Below are 15,230 nucleotides of genomic sequence, written 5' to 3'. Positions count from 1 at the left end.
GACTGCTCGGCCCGCTGCTGAAACAAGAGCAAAAACATAGCATCTCCAGCGCAAGTCCTGCGCTGGAGAGCATTCATTTTGTGTGGATCAATCCGGCAACCAGCCGTTGGCCCAGTACTGCAGGTTATCGCCGCGCAGCATGAAATCACGCAATACCGTTTCACGCAGTTCATCGCCCATGCGATAGCTGGCGTTGGGGTCGGACAAGTGCATGCGAATTGCCTGCAACCACTCATCCGAACTGTTGGTGTAAATGCGCGTGGCTGGCAAGTGACCGCGATAGGCCTCGGTATCCGAACAGATCACCGGGTAGCCGCAAGCCCCGTACTCCAGCAGACGCAGGTTGCTCTTGCAGTCGTTGAAGATATGGAACTCCAGCGGTGCCAGAGCCAGATCCAGATTCAGGCTCGCCAATTTGGCCGGGTACGTGTGCAGGCTCACAGCCGAATGGAATTCATGGATGTAAGGCCTGAGCAGGTCAGGGCACATGCCGAAGAAAACCCATTCCACTTCATCGGCCAGCTCGCGTATCACATCGACAATCAGTTCCAGATCGCCGCGGTGGCTGGTTCCGCCACCCCAGCCGATCCGCGGCTTGCCGGAGCTACGACGCAAACTCCTGAGGTTGCTCCACAGATGGGGTGCCAGCATGTTGGGCACCACGCGAATATCGCTGTGCATGCTGGACAAGGCCTGAGCCAGTGGATGAGTCGACACCACGACCCGGTCACAGAGCCCGATCCCCTTGCGCAACATGGCCGCAATGTTGTCCGGCATATTGCGGCGATGCTCGTTTTTCTCGGGAACATCGGCGATGTAGTCATCCAGCTCGAAAATACGCATTGCGCTGGAGTAATTCTTTGCCAGGACAATATCCGGCACCTTGCCTTCGCTGTAGCGCCCCTGGAAGACGATGACATCAGGGGTCTGGCGCTCGATCTCGATAGCCGAAGGCGACTCGTAGGTCATTTTCCCGAGCACACGCCCGGCGGCCACCAGCTCCAGCAAAGGCTGACTGACCCGATAGTGACCCACCGCCGAGGAATTGACGGCCATGCCCAGAATCGAGGGCAAATGGCGAGTGCAGAACGGGTTCCAGCCTGCCAGCAACCCGGTTTCCAGATTGAAGGAGGATACCTCGCCCAGACACAGATTCGGGTTATAGGCCGGATCCCTGGCCATTTTCGGCAGCCATTTCAGGTAAAAGGACTTCTGCTCGTTATCAAGCTTCTCGCGAGAAGACTCCGAACGCTGAGCAGTTGCAGGCTCGGCCAGGACTACAGAGGAACATGGCGTTCCGACAATCAGATAACCTTCGCCGCCAACGCGCATACACAAGTCAAGATCATGCAGCCCCAATGAGAATGAGGCCGCATCCATCCCGCCAACACTGTCAAATACCTCTTTGCGCACCATCAGGCAGTTGCCACTGACAGCGCTCCAGTTTTGCGTCAGTTGCAGCCGATGCATGTAACCACTCGCCCCTGCTGGCAAGTTGATGAACGGCCTGCCTGCCAGCCCGTCCATACCCAGCACCATACCGGCGTACAGGATATTGCCCTGCGGGTTGAGGATCCGCGAGCCGACAATACCGACCTCCGGACGCTGGGCATGATTAAGCAACTCATCAAGCCAGTCGGCCTGATGAATCAGCGCGTGAGGGCTGAGGGTAACCAGATACTGGCCACGGGCATGGGAGGCCGCAAAGTTCTGCGTGGCTGCTTCGTTATCGGCATCGGGCGAAGCGAAAATCCGCAGCTTCTCGCTACCCAGCTCACCCATGGCAGCAAACCAGGTCCGGGCCTCGGCGCTCTCGCTGGCCTTGTCGACAATCAATACTTCGTAATTCGGATACCGGGTCTTGCTGAGCAGGCTGTCGAGACAACGCTCCAGATCGACCAATTGATCTCGGGTGCTGATGATGATCGAGACCAGCGGGCTGGACGCATGCAGATACTCGACACGGTTAAGCAGCGGCAACTGGTCATGATGGATCACATGCTCCAGGCCGATACGCTGCAGATGAGCCGAAACCAGCGGCTCGCTGCGCTCGATCACTGCTGGCAGTGACAGCCATTGGGCAAACGACAGGCTGGACTCGACCTGGACTTCGGCGATGTGCTCGACGGTTTGCGGGCCGGCACTTTCTACCAGCCGCCAGATCACATCATGGGGTGCCAGCTCGCCATGGGCCGAATCAAAACCGCCCATTGCCAGCAGGTTGCGACGCTCGAACGCCAATGCTCGTCCCACATAGGGGTAGCCCCGCATCAGGTCGAGGTTGAAGTCCGGTTTGAACACCGGCTCCTGCGACTCGTCATCAACGATTGCGCCTTCATCACTGTAGACACACAACAGGCCGGAAATCTGGGCGACACGCTCGGCCAGGACCAGCAACGCAGGCTGGGTCAGCCGATCACCGGCATGCAGCAGATATACCCAGTCGGCATTCTCAAGCAGCGGCAGTACATCGTTCAGTTGCTGCGACCAGTCGGCCTGCAGCGGGAAGCGCAATACCTGCTGATCTTCGAGGCTGGCCGCATTGGTCAAGACCACAACGGACTCGGCCGGGTAATCCTGATCGGCAATGCTCTTGAGGGTCATTTCCAGCGCGTCGGGGTCATTCTGCGCATCGATCACCACAGGCACAATGCGTGGATTCCATGCCCAGCGCGCGATACGCTGCTCCAGTAGCTTTTTCTGAGGCTCAGTGAAGAGACGGCATGACAACCACTCGGCATAGAGCTCGGCGTAACTTTGACTGCCACTGCCGACCCGGCTGCGCATGATGCCTTGCCGGCTGGCCATGACGCCGTTCATGTCAACCTCATCCCACTCCCTTGGAGACTCCAGAGCCTTGTGCAAGGCCATGAAGCGCACCCAACCCTTGGCCGGTGCCTGCTCGCCGCTACGCGCCTTGAGCATCTCGTTCAGCCAACCCCATTCCGTGGTTGCAATGTGATACATGTCCGGCTGACTGCTGAGGCGAGCTGGATGCAAGCGTTCAAGACATTCAAGACTGTTCAGCGCAATCAGGTTGCCGCGTCGCAACAGGCAGTTGAACAACGCGAAGTCGAGCAGCGCAACAAAGCCCTGCCCCGGTTGCGCCAATGATGGCAAATACTCCAGAACATCGGCTCTGCGCATCAGAGCGCTACTGAAACAACCCAGAGTATTGCGTGAGGTACGCTCGAAAATCGCCAGCATGTCCTCACCCTTGAACAGGGCATCGTAGGGAACAAGACCAACGTTCTCCATACGGGTCGGCAGCACATAGTCATCGACATCGACCAGATGTCGCTTGCCGACCACCAACTGGACATCAGGACACATATCCAGTGCCTGAGCCTGGCGTGCAATGCAGTAAGCGTACAGACGATCGTCATCGCACAGAAACTTGATGTACTCGCCCTTCGACTCTTCAAGACACTTGAGCAGATTGCCCTGAAAGCCCAGACGATAAGGATTGCCTACATAGCGTGCAATACCATCTGATGAGGGCACCAGCTCGTCGAAGATTTCTTTGATTTCACCAGTCTGACAGTCGTCGCAAACTATGATCTCAAGATTGTCGTAGCTCTGAACCAGAGCACTTTGCAGCGCTTCGCGGAAGAACCGTGGATTGAGGGCGGGAATGACAATGCTGACGAGAGAAGTTTGATTCACAGTACGAACTCATGAGCGGCGGGAAACCAGCCAGTCGAATGGCTTCCCTCACCGCTGAAAAAAGACGGCGGATGCTCAATGCCAGGAATCAGATCTGGCTGAACAGGTTCAACTTGGACAGTTGGACAAACACCGCCTGGGATGCGTCCAGCATAGTCTTCTGCAACGTCAGTCGGGTGGTTGCCTCAACCATGTCCGAGTTGACGAACGTACCCTGCTCAACCTCGTTATTGCCCTTGAGCAAGTCGTTGGTCACGCCTTGCGCAGTAGCAGCGACCTGACGCGCACCGCCAGCCGAGCGCGCAGTGGAAGCCTGCTCCATGCTGCTGATGATGTTGCCCAGAGCCGAAGACAGAGCAGAATCAAGTTTTTGCGAAGCAACCAGATCGCCGTCGGTAGGTGTGGTCAACGCCTTGATCGCTGCCGACAGGGTGTTCAGCACGTTTTCGGTCTGATGCGTGGAAGATTGCACCACGAACTGGTCACCGTTGGCCGGCGTGCCGCTGATGGTGAAGTTGACGCCCGCCGCATTGGCGGTTGTTCCGGTCAGCGTGCCTGTGGACACCGGCGTACTGCTGCTGGTGACGGGCGAGGCATACAGTTCGTAATTCGTGGCACTGGTGAACTTGAGAATCGCACCCGTGGTAGGGAATGTATTGTTGAACGCGGTCAGGTCCGCAGCGCTGGTCCCCACTACCGAACTGCTGATGTTCGCAGTCGAAGGGTTGCCCGGGCTACGGGAGGTGGTCACGCTGTCCGGCGTAGAAGCCAACTGATAGGTACGGTTGGTCAGGACCGCATCCGCAGCCGCAGTCGTGGCCCTTTCCGCCGCCGTCAGGTTGACGTTCATGGTCAGCTCGACACCGCGGAAAGTGAATGACTGATCATTGAAGCTGCCGTGGGTAAAATTACCCGCCGTCGAAGCATCGGCGGTCACATCATTGCCCGAACCATCCGTGATCTTGAACTGGGTGCTGCTCAGGAAGGTCAGCGTGTAAGGCTCGCCTGCCTGATAGTTGTTGTTATAGGCGTTGCTGGACTTCACCAGACCACCGGTCAACGAGACCTTGCCATCTTCCACAGCAGGGGAAGTCAATGTCGCCGAAGTACGGGAGGTGTTGACGGCCTGCTCGAACGCCTCGAAACCGGTGGTATTGCTTGCCAGGACCAGGCCATCACCCACCGCGAGGTTCACGTGGGTCTGGTCACCGTTGTAGCTGTAGGTGCCGTCGGCATTCTGCGAGTACGGAGGAATAGACGACTTTGAACCCGAGAACATGTACTGCCCGTTGGAGTCCTGGCTGTTCATCAGGCCCAGAATCTGGCTTTGCAACTGCTTGAGTTCATCTGCCGTGGAGATACGGTCCTTGTCGGTATACGAACCGTTACCGGCCTTGACGATCAGCTCCTGAGCAGTCTGCATGGCATCAATGATGCTGCTCAGCGCAGTTTCAGAGTTGGTGGTGTTGGTATTGATCGTGCCGATGTTCGACGAGTACTGGGTCAGCATGGAGTTCTGCTGTGCCAGTTGCAGCACACGCGACGCGCCCACCGGGTTATCACTGGCGGTATTGAGCTTGATCCCGCTGGAAACCTCTTCGCCAGTCTTGATCATGTTCGAATAGTTGCGCTGATAGTTTGAAGTCGTGGCTTCGTAGAACTGGGAAGTTGAAATACGCATGGTTCACGACTCCTTAAAGACTGTTGATCAGCGTGCTGAAAATGGTTTGTGCCGCCTTGATGATCTGCGAAGAGGCGGTGTAGTACTGCTGATACTTGATCAGGTTGGCCGCTTCTTCATCCAGGGACACGCCCGATACCGAATCACGCGCTGACTTGGCCTGAGCCAGAACGGCATCGGTGGCCGTCACATCACTCTTGCCCTGACTGGCGCGAGTACCGATCTTGGCGACCAGATCCCCGTAGGCACCCGACAGGCTGGTGCCGACACTGCCACCGGTCACGTCAACACTCTTGGCGGTCTGCAAGGCCACACCGGCCAGGGCGTTACGGTTGTCGGAAGAACCGGCACCGGTCATATCGATACTGAAGGTGTCATTGACGATTGGAGACCCCGAGAGCGTCATCTCGATCTCGAATGCGGTCTGGGTGCTTGGCGTGGTACGGGTATCGGTGTAGCCCACGCTGAGCTTGATATTATTGCTCTGCCCCTGAACGATGGAACCGCCCACGGCATTGCCATTCTGGTCGAGCACAGCTGCACCGGTGGAATCCACCAGCGTATAGCTCTGCACGCCTGTGCTGCTGACCGAGCCCATCACCAGTTTCATCGGGGTGGAGTTTTGCAGCGCATTGCGCAGATCACTGGTCTGGGTCGAATCGTAGATGTCGGCCTTGGTATTGAGGACCGGCTGGGTAAAGCCACCAGTACCGGAGTTGCTGACACCCGCCTTGGCGGTCAGTGGCGCAGCAGCGGCAATGTCCTTGGCGTCGGTCAGGGCAACAGCGATCCCCGAAGCACCGTTACGTGTTGGCGAGACCTTGAAAGAATCACCTGCGGCCAACGTATTGCCGTTGAGGCTTACAGTGAAGCCCTCGAACTGGGTCGGCGGGTTATCCGTCAACGAACCGGTGCCGACGCTTTCGCCATTGGGCAGGCGACGCACAGTGAAGTTGTTCGCATCGCTGAAGGTGACTTCGTAATCGTCGGCCGTCAGTTTGCTGGTGTCCTTGATCGTGACATCCAGATTGCCCGAACCTGCACTGTTACCCACCTTGCCGGTGCTGCGCTGTGTGATCAGATCAGCGCTGTTGATATTGGTGAACAGGCCCGAGCCGAAATTGCCCTTGCTGTCGATACCCTGACTCATCTGGCTGTTCATCTGATCAGCCAGCACCAGCGCCACCCGACCCAACTCATTGGATGCAGGCGTCAATACTTCGGAGCGATAACGCAACAGACCACCGATGGCGCCACCTGTCACTACCGAGGTAACGTCGGTGCTGGTCTGGCCTATCTTGATCTGCAGGTTGTACTGCAAAGGGTCGGTCTTGCTTGGACCAGCCGAAAGGGTCGCCGCTGTAGAACCACTCACCAGGGACTGCCCGGTACCAGTCATGACATCATAGTTGCCATTACTGCTTTCAAGCACCTTGACACCGATCAGCTCGTTGAGTTTGCGCACGGTTTCGTTGCGCGTATCAAGCAATGTGTTGGGTGTGGTATTTCCGGCAGAAGCTGCAGTGATCTGCTTGTTCAGGCTGGCAATCGTACTCGTCAGTTCGTTGACCTGAGCGGTCAATGTAGTCAGCTGTGCATTGACGTTCTCGTTCTGCGACGACAACTGTGAAGCAATCGAATTGAAACGGGCGCTCAACGCGCTTGCCTGGGTCAGGAAAGTCGAACGCTCTGCCGACTGGGTCGCATTGGAGGCAACGGATTGCAGGTCGGTAAAGAACTTCGACATCTGCGCCGCAACACCCGTGGTGCTGTCCGACAGCAAGGTATCGGTCTTGCTCGCCTGACCAGAGTAAGCCACTGCATCGGCACTGAGCGCCGTGCTGGTTTGCAATTGGGCGTCGAGATAGCCGTTGTAGATACGACGCACATCGGACAACGTGGTACCGGTACCGATGTAGCCGATACCCAGGCCAATGTTGATCTGCGCCGAAGCCGTGGTCATTACCTGCTGACGCGAATACCCGGCAGTGTCCACGTTGGCCGTGTTGTTACCGATGGTATTGATCGCGGCACTGCTGGCGGTAATACCCGAGAGCCCAATTGAAATCAGCGACATGATTCAAACCTTATAAAGTCGTGGAAGAGCCCGTTGCGGCGGCGTAGTTCTGGTAACTCTTCATCTGTTTCGCAATCTGCGAAATCTTGCTTGCGTAGGCCGGGTCCGTGGCGTAACCGGCCTTCTGCAATTCTTTTACATACTGTTCAGAGTTATCGGCGGAGTTGATGACTTCTTTATAACGATTGTTGTTCTGCAGCAGACTGACCAGGTCATGGAAGCTGTCAGCGTAGGAATCGTAGGAACGGAAGTCCGCCGTTTCCTTGACCATCTTGCCGTCACGGAACTCGCTGGTAATCGCACGAGCCTGCGCGCCCTGCCAACTGCCGGTTGCCTTGATGCCAAACAGGTTGTGGCTGCTACTGCCATCCTGTTGACGCATGATGGATTTACCCCAGCCGGTTTCCAGCGCAGCCTGCGCCACCAGCATGACGGGATCGACCCCGATACGCGCTGCCGCCTCCTTGGCCAGAGGCAACATGGTCGCCACAAACTGGTCGGAGTTGCTGAAGGCGCGCTTGGCAGGAGCCAATGGCGGCTGGGCCATGGTACGAACATATTGTGGCTCGGCAAGATTGGGGTCCAGCGTCCAGTCACCATTGCTGCCAGTAACCGTCGCGCGCTGCGCAGACAATGGGCTATTGGTGTTGGCCGTTGCCGTCGAAGGCACAATCCCCAGCAACAATCGGTCAGTAAGCTTGCTGGGCAATGCCAGACGACGCGAATTGAGCAGCGCCATATCATTGCGACCTTCGACAGAACCTGTAGCGCCCGCCTTGTCTGCTGCCGCCGAGCGCGTCGCCCACAACGGACGCTGATAGACACTGGTGGCCAATCCCGTCTTGGCGGCATCCGCAGCGGCAGCCGGGTTTTCAGCCGTCGCAGCCGCGTGATTGACACCCTTGTCCTTGGACAACTGACGCATCAGCACATCCTGCAAGCCAATACCATTGGCGCGGGTCGACAAGGTCACTGCCAACTGCTGGTCATACATGTCCTGATACTGCCGTGTTGCCGCAGTATTCAGCGGATTGTCCTTGGCCAGGACTTCGTTGGCCGAACGCATGGCCTTGAGCATCTGGCTGACGAACAGCGACTCGAACTCCCGGGCAACCTTCTTCAGGTTTTCCGGGCTGTCCTTGTCGCCATTCTTCAAAGCGGCCAGACGATTGACGTCGGTATAGGCACCCGAATCGACCGTCGTGGAAATTCCGCTCTTGGGCATATCCATGCTCGATTCCTCAGATCACGATCAGGTCGGCTTGCAACGCGCCAGCCTGCTTCAATGCTTCAAGAATGGCCATCAAGTCGCCAGGAGCAGCGCCCACCTGGTTCACCGCACGGACGATCTCATCCAGCGTGGTGCCCGGGCCGAACTTGAACATCGGGTGCATTTCCTGCTGGGCGTTGAGCCTCGAACGCGGCACGACAGCCGTCTGCCCGTTGGAAAGCGCGCCGGGCTGACTGACGATCGGATCTTCAGTGATGGTCACGGTCAGGCTGCCGTGAGTCACGGCGGCTGGCGATACCTTGACGTTCTGACCGATCACGATAGTGCCGGTACGCGAGTTGATGATGACCTTGGCGGCGGTCTGGCCCGGATCGATTTCCAGGTTTTCCAGAATCGACAGGTAATCCACACGCTGCCCCGGATCCAGAGGCGCGGTCACACGAACCGAACCACCGTCCAGAGCCTGGGCGACGCCTGGGCCAAGCATGTCGTTGATCTTGTCCACAATGCGCTTGGCAGTGGTGAAGTCGGAGCGATTGAGGTTCAGCGTCAGGCTGTTGCCCTGATTGAAACCGCTCGGCACTGCACGCTCAACCGATGCACCACCCGGAATACGACCAGACGAAGGAACGTTGACAGTAATCTTCGAGCCGTCGCGACCTTCAGCATCGAAACCACCGACCACCAGGTTGCCCTGGGCAATGGCGTAGACGTTGCCATCGACACCTTTGAGCGGAGTCATCAACAGGCTGCCGCCGCGCAGGCTTTTGGAGTTACCGATGGACGACACACTGATATCCACCACCTGACCTGGCTTGGCGAATGGCGGCAGGTCCGCATAGACCGCTACTGCAGCAACGTTTTTCAACTGCACGGTGCCGGAACCGCTCGGCACCTTGATACCGAACTGCGACAACATGTTGTTGAAGGTTTGCAGAGTAAACGGCGTCTGAGTGGTCTGGTCACCCGTACCATTGAGGCCCACGACCAGACCATAACCGATCAATTGGTTGGCCCGGACGCCCGAGATACTGGCGATGTCCTTCAGGCGTTCGGCCTGAACACCGAAGGCGGTGGACAGCAGCAGGGTTGCCGCAATCAGTTGCTTGAACTTGATCATGTCTATCCCGCTATCAGAAAGGGAACAACGGGCTGAGGAAGAACCGGTCGAACCAGCCTGGCTGGTTGGAGTCGGCAAATGCACCAGTACCTGAATACGTAATACGCGCATCAGCCACTCGCGTGGATGACACAGTGTTATCGGTGGCAATGTCGTCGGCACGAATCAAACCGGCAATACGGACCAGCTCGTCACCGGTATTGAGGGTCAGCCATTTTTCGCCACGCACTGCCAGAATTCCGTTAGGCATCACATCAGCTACCGTCACCGTCACCGAACCGGTCAGGCTGTTGCTCTGGGCGGCCTGCCCCTGACCTGCGGTAGAACGTGCGCCCGTGTAGCCGGCATTGAGACTCAGGTCGTTACTGCCGATCGGGTTATTGGTCGTCAACCCGGAACCGAACAACGAAGTCAGACCCAGGTTGGCAGTGCTGTCCTTGGTAATGGCAGAACTGGCAGCCTTGCTGGAAGCCATACGCTCGGAAAGCGTGATGGTGATGATGTCACCCACCCGGAAGGCCTTGCGGTCGCCGTACAGGTTCTGCTCGAAACCGGCCTGATAGATCGCGCCATTGTTGGCAGCGGCAGACATGGGCGTGCGCGGCAACACCGGCGCGTAATAAGGGTCATTAGGCTTGGCAGAAGGCGCCACACAGCCTGACAGCAAAGCGATCCCGCACAAAGGGGCGATCAATACTGAAAAACGCAGAACACTAAGGCGTTTCATGACACTTGAAACCTCGCGGTGTAGCAGGCGCCGATCGGGCGCCCTGTCGATTTGAGCAGATACATCAGGGTCTTACAGATTCTGAGTCAGGTTCTGCAACATCTGGTCGGCAGTGGAGATCACTTTGGAGTTCATCTCGTAGGCGCGCTGAGTGGTGATCATGTTGACCAGCTCTTCAACCGTGCTCACGTTGGAGTTTTCCAGAGTGTTCTGCAGGGTCGTACCCAGACCGTTCAAGCCAGGAGTACCCACTTGAGGCGCGCCGCTGGAACCGGTTTCCAGGTACAGGTTGCCGCCAATGGCCTGCAGACCGGCCGGGTTGATGAACTCGGCAGTCTGAATATTGCCGATGACCTGCGGCGTTGCAGTAGCACCCGCCACAGTGATCGAAACAGTACCGTCCTGACCGACCGTGAAGGTCTGGGCGTTTTGTGGAACGACAATCGCAGGCTCCAGGGCATAGCCATTGGCAGTCACGATCTGGCCGTTGGCATCCAGGTGGAAAGTACCGTCGCGGCTGTAGGCGATGGTGCCGTCAGGCTGCGAGATCTGGAAGAAACCGCGACCATTGATTGCCAGGTCCAGAGGGTTTTCCGTGGTTTGCAGGCTGCCTGCGGTGAAGTTCTTTTGCGTGCCGACAATGCGCACACCGGTACCCAGTTGCAGACCGGACGGCAGTTCGCTGTCCTGGGTCGACTGAGCACCTGGCTGACGCTTGATCTGATAGAGCAAATCCTGGAATTCGGCACGATCACTCTTGAAACCTGTGGTCGAAACGTTCGCCAGGTTGTTGGAGATTGTGGTCAGGTTGGTGTCCTGAGCAGCGAGGCCGGTTTTCGCAACATATAGTGCAGGAAGCATTCGTTTTCTCCTCAAGCGCCGGATTGTCGACGCAAGCTGTCAATGGTTAGCCAAGTTGCAAGACGCGAGCCATCGCCTGATCATCTTCTTCAGCTGTTTTCATCATTTTGACGTGCAATTCAAACTGCCGGGCCAAGGCCAGTACCGAGGTCATTTCCTCCACGGCATTGACGTTGCTCGCCTGCAGAAAGCCGGACTCGACACGCACATTGGCGTCGACCGGCGCAGCCTGGCCACTCTTGGTGTGGATCAAACCGTCAGGGCCTTTTTCCATGGTGCTCAGGTCAGGGTTGACCAGCTTGATACGGTCAACTTCCGCCATGACCTGCGGGCTTTCACCCATCGAGCGAATACTGATCGTGCCGTCGGCACCGATTTCGATCTGCTGCTCAGGCGGCACGGCAATCGGCCCGCCGTTGCCCATGACCGGCAAACCACTGCCGTTGCGCAGCACACCCAGAGCATCGATATTCATGCCGGCACTGCGGGTATAGGCCTCACCACCATCGGCAGTCTGAACCGCAATCCAGCCATCACCCTTGACGGCGACATCCAGCTCACGACCGGTCTGGACCAGCGCGCCACCGGAAAAGTCAGTACCCGGACGTTCGCCCATCGCATAGGCACGCGAAGGCATGACCTCGCCAAATACCGGCATCGAACGGGCCTGTTGCAGGTCGCGCATGAAGCCATTGGTCGATACGTTAGCCAGGTTGTTGGCATGAACCTTTTGCGACTGAGCGTTTTCAGACGCCCCGCTCATTGCGACATAAAGCAACTTGTCCACAGTCTTCCTCCTCCGACAGACGCTTGCCGCCTGTAGCTGTTCTGCATGGGAGAAAGCAATTTTTGAACCAACTTTTCAGAATGGATACAAACGCCTGATTCTCTTGTAAAAACCGGAGCATGCCGGACAACCTTCGGCACCGCGCCACACAAGAGCGGCGGTAGATTGCCGCCACCCAGCAAACCGGCCTGACACACCGCCAAAAAAACTTCGCTCACCCTGACCGATACGCCTGACGAGGGTGATAATCTTGCCGGGAACCCACATAACGGGAATCGTCATGCACTTTCGAGCGCGTCTTCTCGCCAGCATTGCAGCCCTGCTGATGACCAGCCCCCTCCTCGCCCAGGCCGCTCCTGCGCCTTATTACAGATGGCAGGGCGACAGCAGGATCGTCTGCGCCCAGACCAGCCCGGGACCGGGATGGAAACGACTGAACGGCTCGTTTATCAAGTCCGACTGCTCGGTCTGAACAGCACCCCGAAAAGCGCTCCCTGCATCGGATTTCACAACCGCCACAAACAAGAAAGCCCCTCGCAAGGGGCTTTCTTCAACACTTCATCAAACCTGATTATCAGGTCATCTGAATAGTGGTCTGCATGATGGTGCTTTCAGTCGAAATGGTTTTCGCATTCGCCTGATAGTTGCTTTGCGCCTTGATCAGGTTGACCAGCTCCAGTGTCAGATCGACGTTGGAGTCTTCCAGCGCCTGGCCCGTGATGTAACCCAGAGTGCCTGACTGCGGAACACCGGTCACAGGCAAACCAGAGGCGAAGGTTTCACGCCAGTTAGTACCACCCGCCGGAGAGAGCCCCTGCACGTTGGCGAATGTCGTCAGAGAAACCTGACCAATCACCTTCGACTGACCATTTGTGTAGGACGCAAACAGGTTGCCACTGGCATCCACGCTCATATCCTTGATCTGTCCGGCTGCATAACCATTCTGGGTCTGAGTGATAGGACCCGAAACAGAAGCCGTCTGGGTAGCCTGAGTCATGTCCAGCCTGATACCCGAAGTGACGCCAACAGCACCGTTGGCAACCCAGGTCGCCGAGGTACCCGTACCGGTTTGCATGGCAGGGACCCAATTGTTGACCTGGAAAGTACCATCGGCATTGACTGCAACGTTGGTACTGGCCGACGGAACAGACGGGGTTGCCGCCGTATTGATGACCATGTTGCCGGACGTGTCGAAAGTCAGGTCGTTACGGTCAGCTGTGGTACTGGCCGGGTTGCTGATACTGCGACCATCGATCAGCGAATACATGGCCCAGGTGTTGGTACCTGTTTTAGCCAGGTAAGTTTCCAGAGAGTGCTCGTTACCCTGAGAATCGAAGACCTTGGTGCTATAGGTAAAGTTATAGCTATTGGTATTCGTCGCATCGAAAGGCGTGATAGTCGGAACTGTAGAGGTCGAATTAAGGTTGGCGACGTTGGTGATAATGCTGGTCGGACTCGCCGCCTGATTTGAACTGTCAACCCTCAGGTTGCCCGAGACACCAACAGCAACATTGCCGTTCGCATCAACGTTGTAACCCTGAAGATTCATACCCGCACTATTGACGACGAAGCCATCCTTGTCGGTACGGAATGCACCGGCACGGGTATAGAGCGTCTCGCCGCTGTTGCTGAGCATGAAGAAGCCATTACCGTTGATTGCCAGGTCCAGACTGTTACCCGTCCCAGTGGTAAGACCGCCTTGGGCAAACTGCTGAGAAACGGCAGCCGTGGTCACGCCACTACCAATACTGGTGCCGCCGGAAGTGCCACGAATCGACTGAGCATACTGATCAGCAAACTCGATACGCGATTGTTTGAAGCCTGTTGTCGCCACGTTGGCAATGTTGTTGCCGGTAACGTCGAGACTTTTGTTTGCCGCATAGAGCCCACTAAGGCCGATATTGAATGACATGTACCACTCCTACGCCGTCTAGTCGGCTCTATATTCCGATTGATTGCACTTTGGACAAAGCGATCGAACTGCCGCCAGCCAGGTTTAGAGTCATTTCCCCGCCACTCACAGCCGTGGTCACACTGTTGACCGTTGCTGGAAGATAAGTCGAGAGACCATTGTTTGTGCCGTTGATAGTGCCATTTGCAATAAAACTGTAGGTACCGGACGGCATGGCGGTGCCCTCACTATTGAGGCCATCCCAGGTGAAACTTGCATTGCCTGCACTTCTGGAACCCAAATCGATGGTATCGACCAGATTATTGCTGGCGTCGTAGACCTTGACCGTCGTCGCTGACGTTGAAGCAGGCACTACAACAGAACCAGTCAAACCTTTACTGGTATCCACCTGAGCGGTACCGGTTTCGACAATCACCGAACGACCCACCAGCGAAGAAGCCTGCAATGCCTGCGAGGACTTGTAGCTGGTCGCAATCGAGTCAACGGTCGACGTCAGGTTCTGCATGCTTTCCAGACTACTGAACTGCGCCAACTGCGCAACGAATTGCGTGTTGTCCTGCGGATCCAGCGGGTTCTGGTTCTTCATCTGCGTGACGAGCAACTGCAGGAACGCATCCTTGCCCAGCGCTTCGCCCGAACTGCTCGCACTGGCTTTGGGGTTCTGCAGCGAACTTATAAAATTCGTCGAGACATCGTTTTCAACGGCCATAACTTTCGCCCTTTATCACTGACCGAGGGTCAGAACCTTCTGCATCATGGATTTTGCGGTGTTCATGATTTCGGCGTTCGTCTGGAACGAACGGCTGGCGGAAATCATGTCGGCCATTTCTTCCACGACATTGACGTTGGGGTAATAGACATACCCGTTCTTGTCGGCAGAAGGGTGATTAGGCTCGAAGCGCGCCTCAAGGTTGGAACTGTCTTCAATGATGCCGCTGACCTGAACGCCCTGACCGGCATCGCCCTGATCCTGAAACAGCGAGCCACCGTTGGACTGCTGACCCTGCAACACGGTCGCAAATACCGGGTGACGGGCACGGTAAGTCTGATCCATGCTCGATGAAACAGTCTCGGCGTTGGCGATGTTACTGGCCGTGGTGTTCAGACGTGTGGTCTGGGCACTCATGGCGCTGCCGGCAATGTTGAACACATTGGCTAGTGACATGAA

12 protein-coding genes are annotated in these 15,230 nt (G+C 56.9%); 1 reads left to right on the top strand and 11 read right to left on the bottom strand.

All coding sequences use genetic code 11. The features are described 5' to 3' along the window. Positions 1 to 87: 87 nt before the first annotated feature. From ACODS3_RS11620 to ACODS3_RS11585, 8 genes are all read right to left on the bottom strand, one after another. Positions 88 to 3,666 carry a glycosyltransferase gene (locus ACODS3_RS11620; protein ID WP_489034358.1) on the bottom strand — a complete coding sequence of 1,193 codons (3,579 nt, stop codon included), beginning with the start codon at positions 3,664 to 3,666 and terminating at the stop codon, positions 88 to 90. An 88-nt stretch (positions 3,667 to 3,754) separates the two neighbouring features. Then, on the bottom strand, positions 3,755 to 5,347 hold the full coding sequence (locus tag ACODS3_RS11615; protein WP_489034356.1) for a flagellar hook-associated protein 3: 1,593 nt from the start codon (positions 5,345 to 5,347) through the stop codon (positions 3,755 to 3,757). Between the two features lie 13 nt (positions 5,348 to 5,360). Beyond that, on the bottom strand, positions 5,361 to 7,424 hold the full coding sequence (flgK, locus tag ACODS3_RS11610) for a flagellar hook-associated protein FlgK (protein ID WP_201018425.1): 2,064 nt from the start codon (positions 7,422 to 7,424) through the stop codon (positions 5,361 to 5,363). 10 nt (positions 7,425 to 7,434) lie between these two features. Continuing rightward, the gene (flgJ, locus tag ACODS3_RS11605) at positions 7,435 to 8,655 is read right to left on the bottom strand and encodes a flagellar assembly peptidoglycan hydrolase FlgJ (RefSeq protein WP_489034353.1); all 1,221 of its coding nucleotides are present in this window, start codon (positions 8,653 to 8,655) and stop codon (positions 7,435 to 7,437) included. 10 nt (positions 8,656 to 8,665) lie between these two features. Then, positions 8,666 to 9,775: a flagellar basal body P-ring protein FlgI gene (locus tag ACODS3_RS11600; RefSeq protein ID WP_025260912.1), complete on the bottom strand. Its 1,110-nt coding sequence runs from the start codon at positions 9,773 to 9,775 to the stop codon at positions 8,666 to 8,668. Positions 9,776 to 9,788: 13 nt separating this feature from the next. Then, positions 9,789 to 10,502 (bottom strand): flagellar basal body L-ring protein FlgH, encoded by a 714-nt coding sequence (flgH, locus tag ACODS3_RS11595; RefSeq protein WP_201018423.1) that lies wholly within the window; start codon positions 10,500 to 10,502, stop codon positions 9,789 to 9,791. A 72-nt stretch (positions 10,503 to 10,574) separates the two neighbouring features. Continuing rightward, positions 10,575 to 11,363 (bottom strand): flagellar basal-body rod protein FlgG, encoded by a 789-nt coding sequence (gene flgG / locus ACODS3_RS11590; RefSeq protein WP_201018422.1) that lies wholly within the window; start codon positions 11,361 to 11,363, stop codon positions 10,575 to 10,577. Between the two features lie 46 nt (positions 11,364 to 11,409). Next, positions 11,410 to 12,150, bottom strand: coding sequence for a flagellar basal body rod protein FlgF (locus ACODS3_RS11585; RefSeq protein ID WP_201018421.1), 741 nt, complete (start codon positions 12,148 to 12,150; stop codon positions 11,410 to 11,412). A 280-nt stretch (positions 12,151 to 12,430) separates the two neighbouring features. On the opposite strand from ACODS3_RS11585, the gene ACODS3_RS11580 reads away from it, so the two are divergent. Continuing rightward, positions 12,431 to 12,622, top strand: a complete 192-nt coding sequence (locus ACODS3_RS11580) for a hypothetical protein (RefSeq protein WP_201018420.1) — start codon at positions 12,431 to 12,433, stop codon at positions 12,620 to 12,622. A 102-nt stretch (positions 12,623 to 12,724) separates the two neighbouring features. Here ACODS3_RS11580 and flgE read toward each other — a convergent pair whose 3' ends face one another. From flgE to flgC, 3 genes are read right to left on the bottom strand one after another with little or no spacing between them, the layout of a single operon-like run. Beyond that, entirely contained in the window at positions 12,725 to 14,062 is a 1,338-nt protein-coding gene (flgE, locus tag ACODS3_RS11575) for a flagellar hook protein FlgE (protein ID WP_201018419.1), read from the bottom strand. Between the two features lie 28 nt (positions 14,063 to 14,090). Continuing rightward, positions 14,091 to 14,771 carry a flagellar hook assembly protein FlgD gene (locus ACODS3_RS11570; protein ID WP_201018418.1) on the bottom strand — a complete coding sequence of 227 codons (681 nt, stop codon included), beginning with the start codon at positions 14,769 to 14,771 and terminating at the stop codon, positions 14,091 to 14,093. A 15-nt stretch (positions 14,772 to 14,786) separates the two neighbouring features. Then, entirely contained in the window at positions 14,787 to 15,227 is a 441-nt protein-coding gene (flgC, locus tag ACODS3_RS11565) for a flagellar basal body rod protein FlgC (RefSeq protein WP_201004738.1), read from the bottom strand. Positions 15,228 to 15,230: the final 3 nt, after the last annotated feature.

It is taken from the genome of Pseudomonas sp. FG43, assembly GCF_057809175.1.
The sequence above is the reverse complement of the archived record's forward strand: the minus strand, read 5'-3'. Positions and strand labels throughout refer to the sequence as shown.

What these genes read in the sequence shown, in the direction of transcription:
- ACODS3_RS11615 (WP_489034356.1), bottom strand. Translation starts at nt 5,347, where the DNA reads ATGCGTATTTCAACTTCCCAGTTCTACGAAGCCACGACTTCAAACTAT.
- flgK (WP_201018425.1), bottom strand. Translation starts at nt 7,424, where the DNA reads ATGTCGCTGATTTCAATTGGGCTCTCGGGTATTACCGCCAGCAGTGCC.
- flgJ (WP_489034353.1), bottom strand. Translation starts at nt 8,655, where the DNA reads ATGGATATGCCCAAGAGCGGAATTTCCACGACGGTCGATTCGGGTGCC.
- ACODS3_RS11600 (WP_025260912.1), bottom strand. Translation starts at nt 9,775, where the DNA reads ATGATCAAGTTCAAGCAACTGATTGCGGCAACCCTGCTGCTGTCCACC.
- flgH (WP_201018423.1), bottom strand. Translation starts at nt 10,502, where the DNA reads ATGAAACGCCTTAGTGTTCTGCGTTTTTCAGTATTGATCGCCCCTTTG.
- flgG (WP_201018422.1), bottom strand. Translation starts at nt 11,363, where the DNA reads ATGCTTCCTGCACTATATGTTGCGAAAACCGGCCTCGCTGCTCAGGAC.
- ACODS3_RS11580 (WP_201018420.1), top strand. Translation starts at nt 12,431, where the DNA reads ATGCACTTTCGAGCGCGTCTTCTCGCCAGCATTGCAGCCCTGCTGATG.
- flgE (WP_201018419.1), bottom strand. Translation starts at nt 14,062, where the DNA reads ATGTCATTCAATATCGGCCTTAGTGGGCTCTATGCGGCAAACAAAAGT.
- ACODS3_RS11570 (WP_201018418.1), bottom strand. Translation starts at nt 14,771, where the DNA reads ATGGCCGTTGAAAACGATGTCTCGACGAATTTTATAAGTTCGCTGCAG.
- flgC (WP_201004738.1), bottom strand. Translation starts at nt 15,227, where the DNA reads ATGTCACTAGCCAATGTGTTCAACATTGCCGGCAGCGCCATGAGTGCC.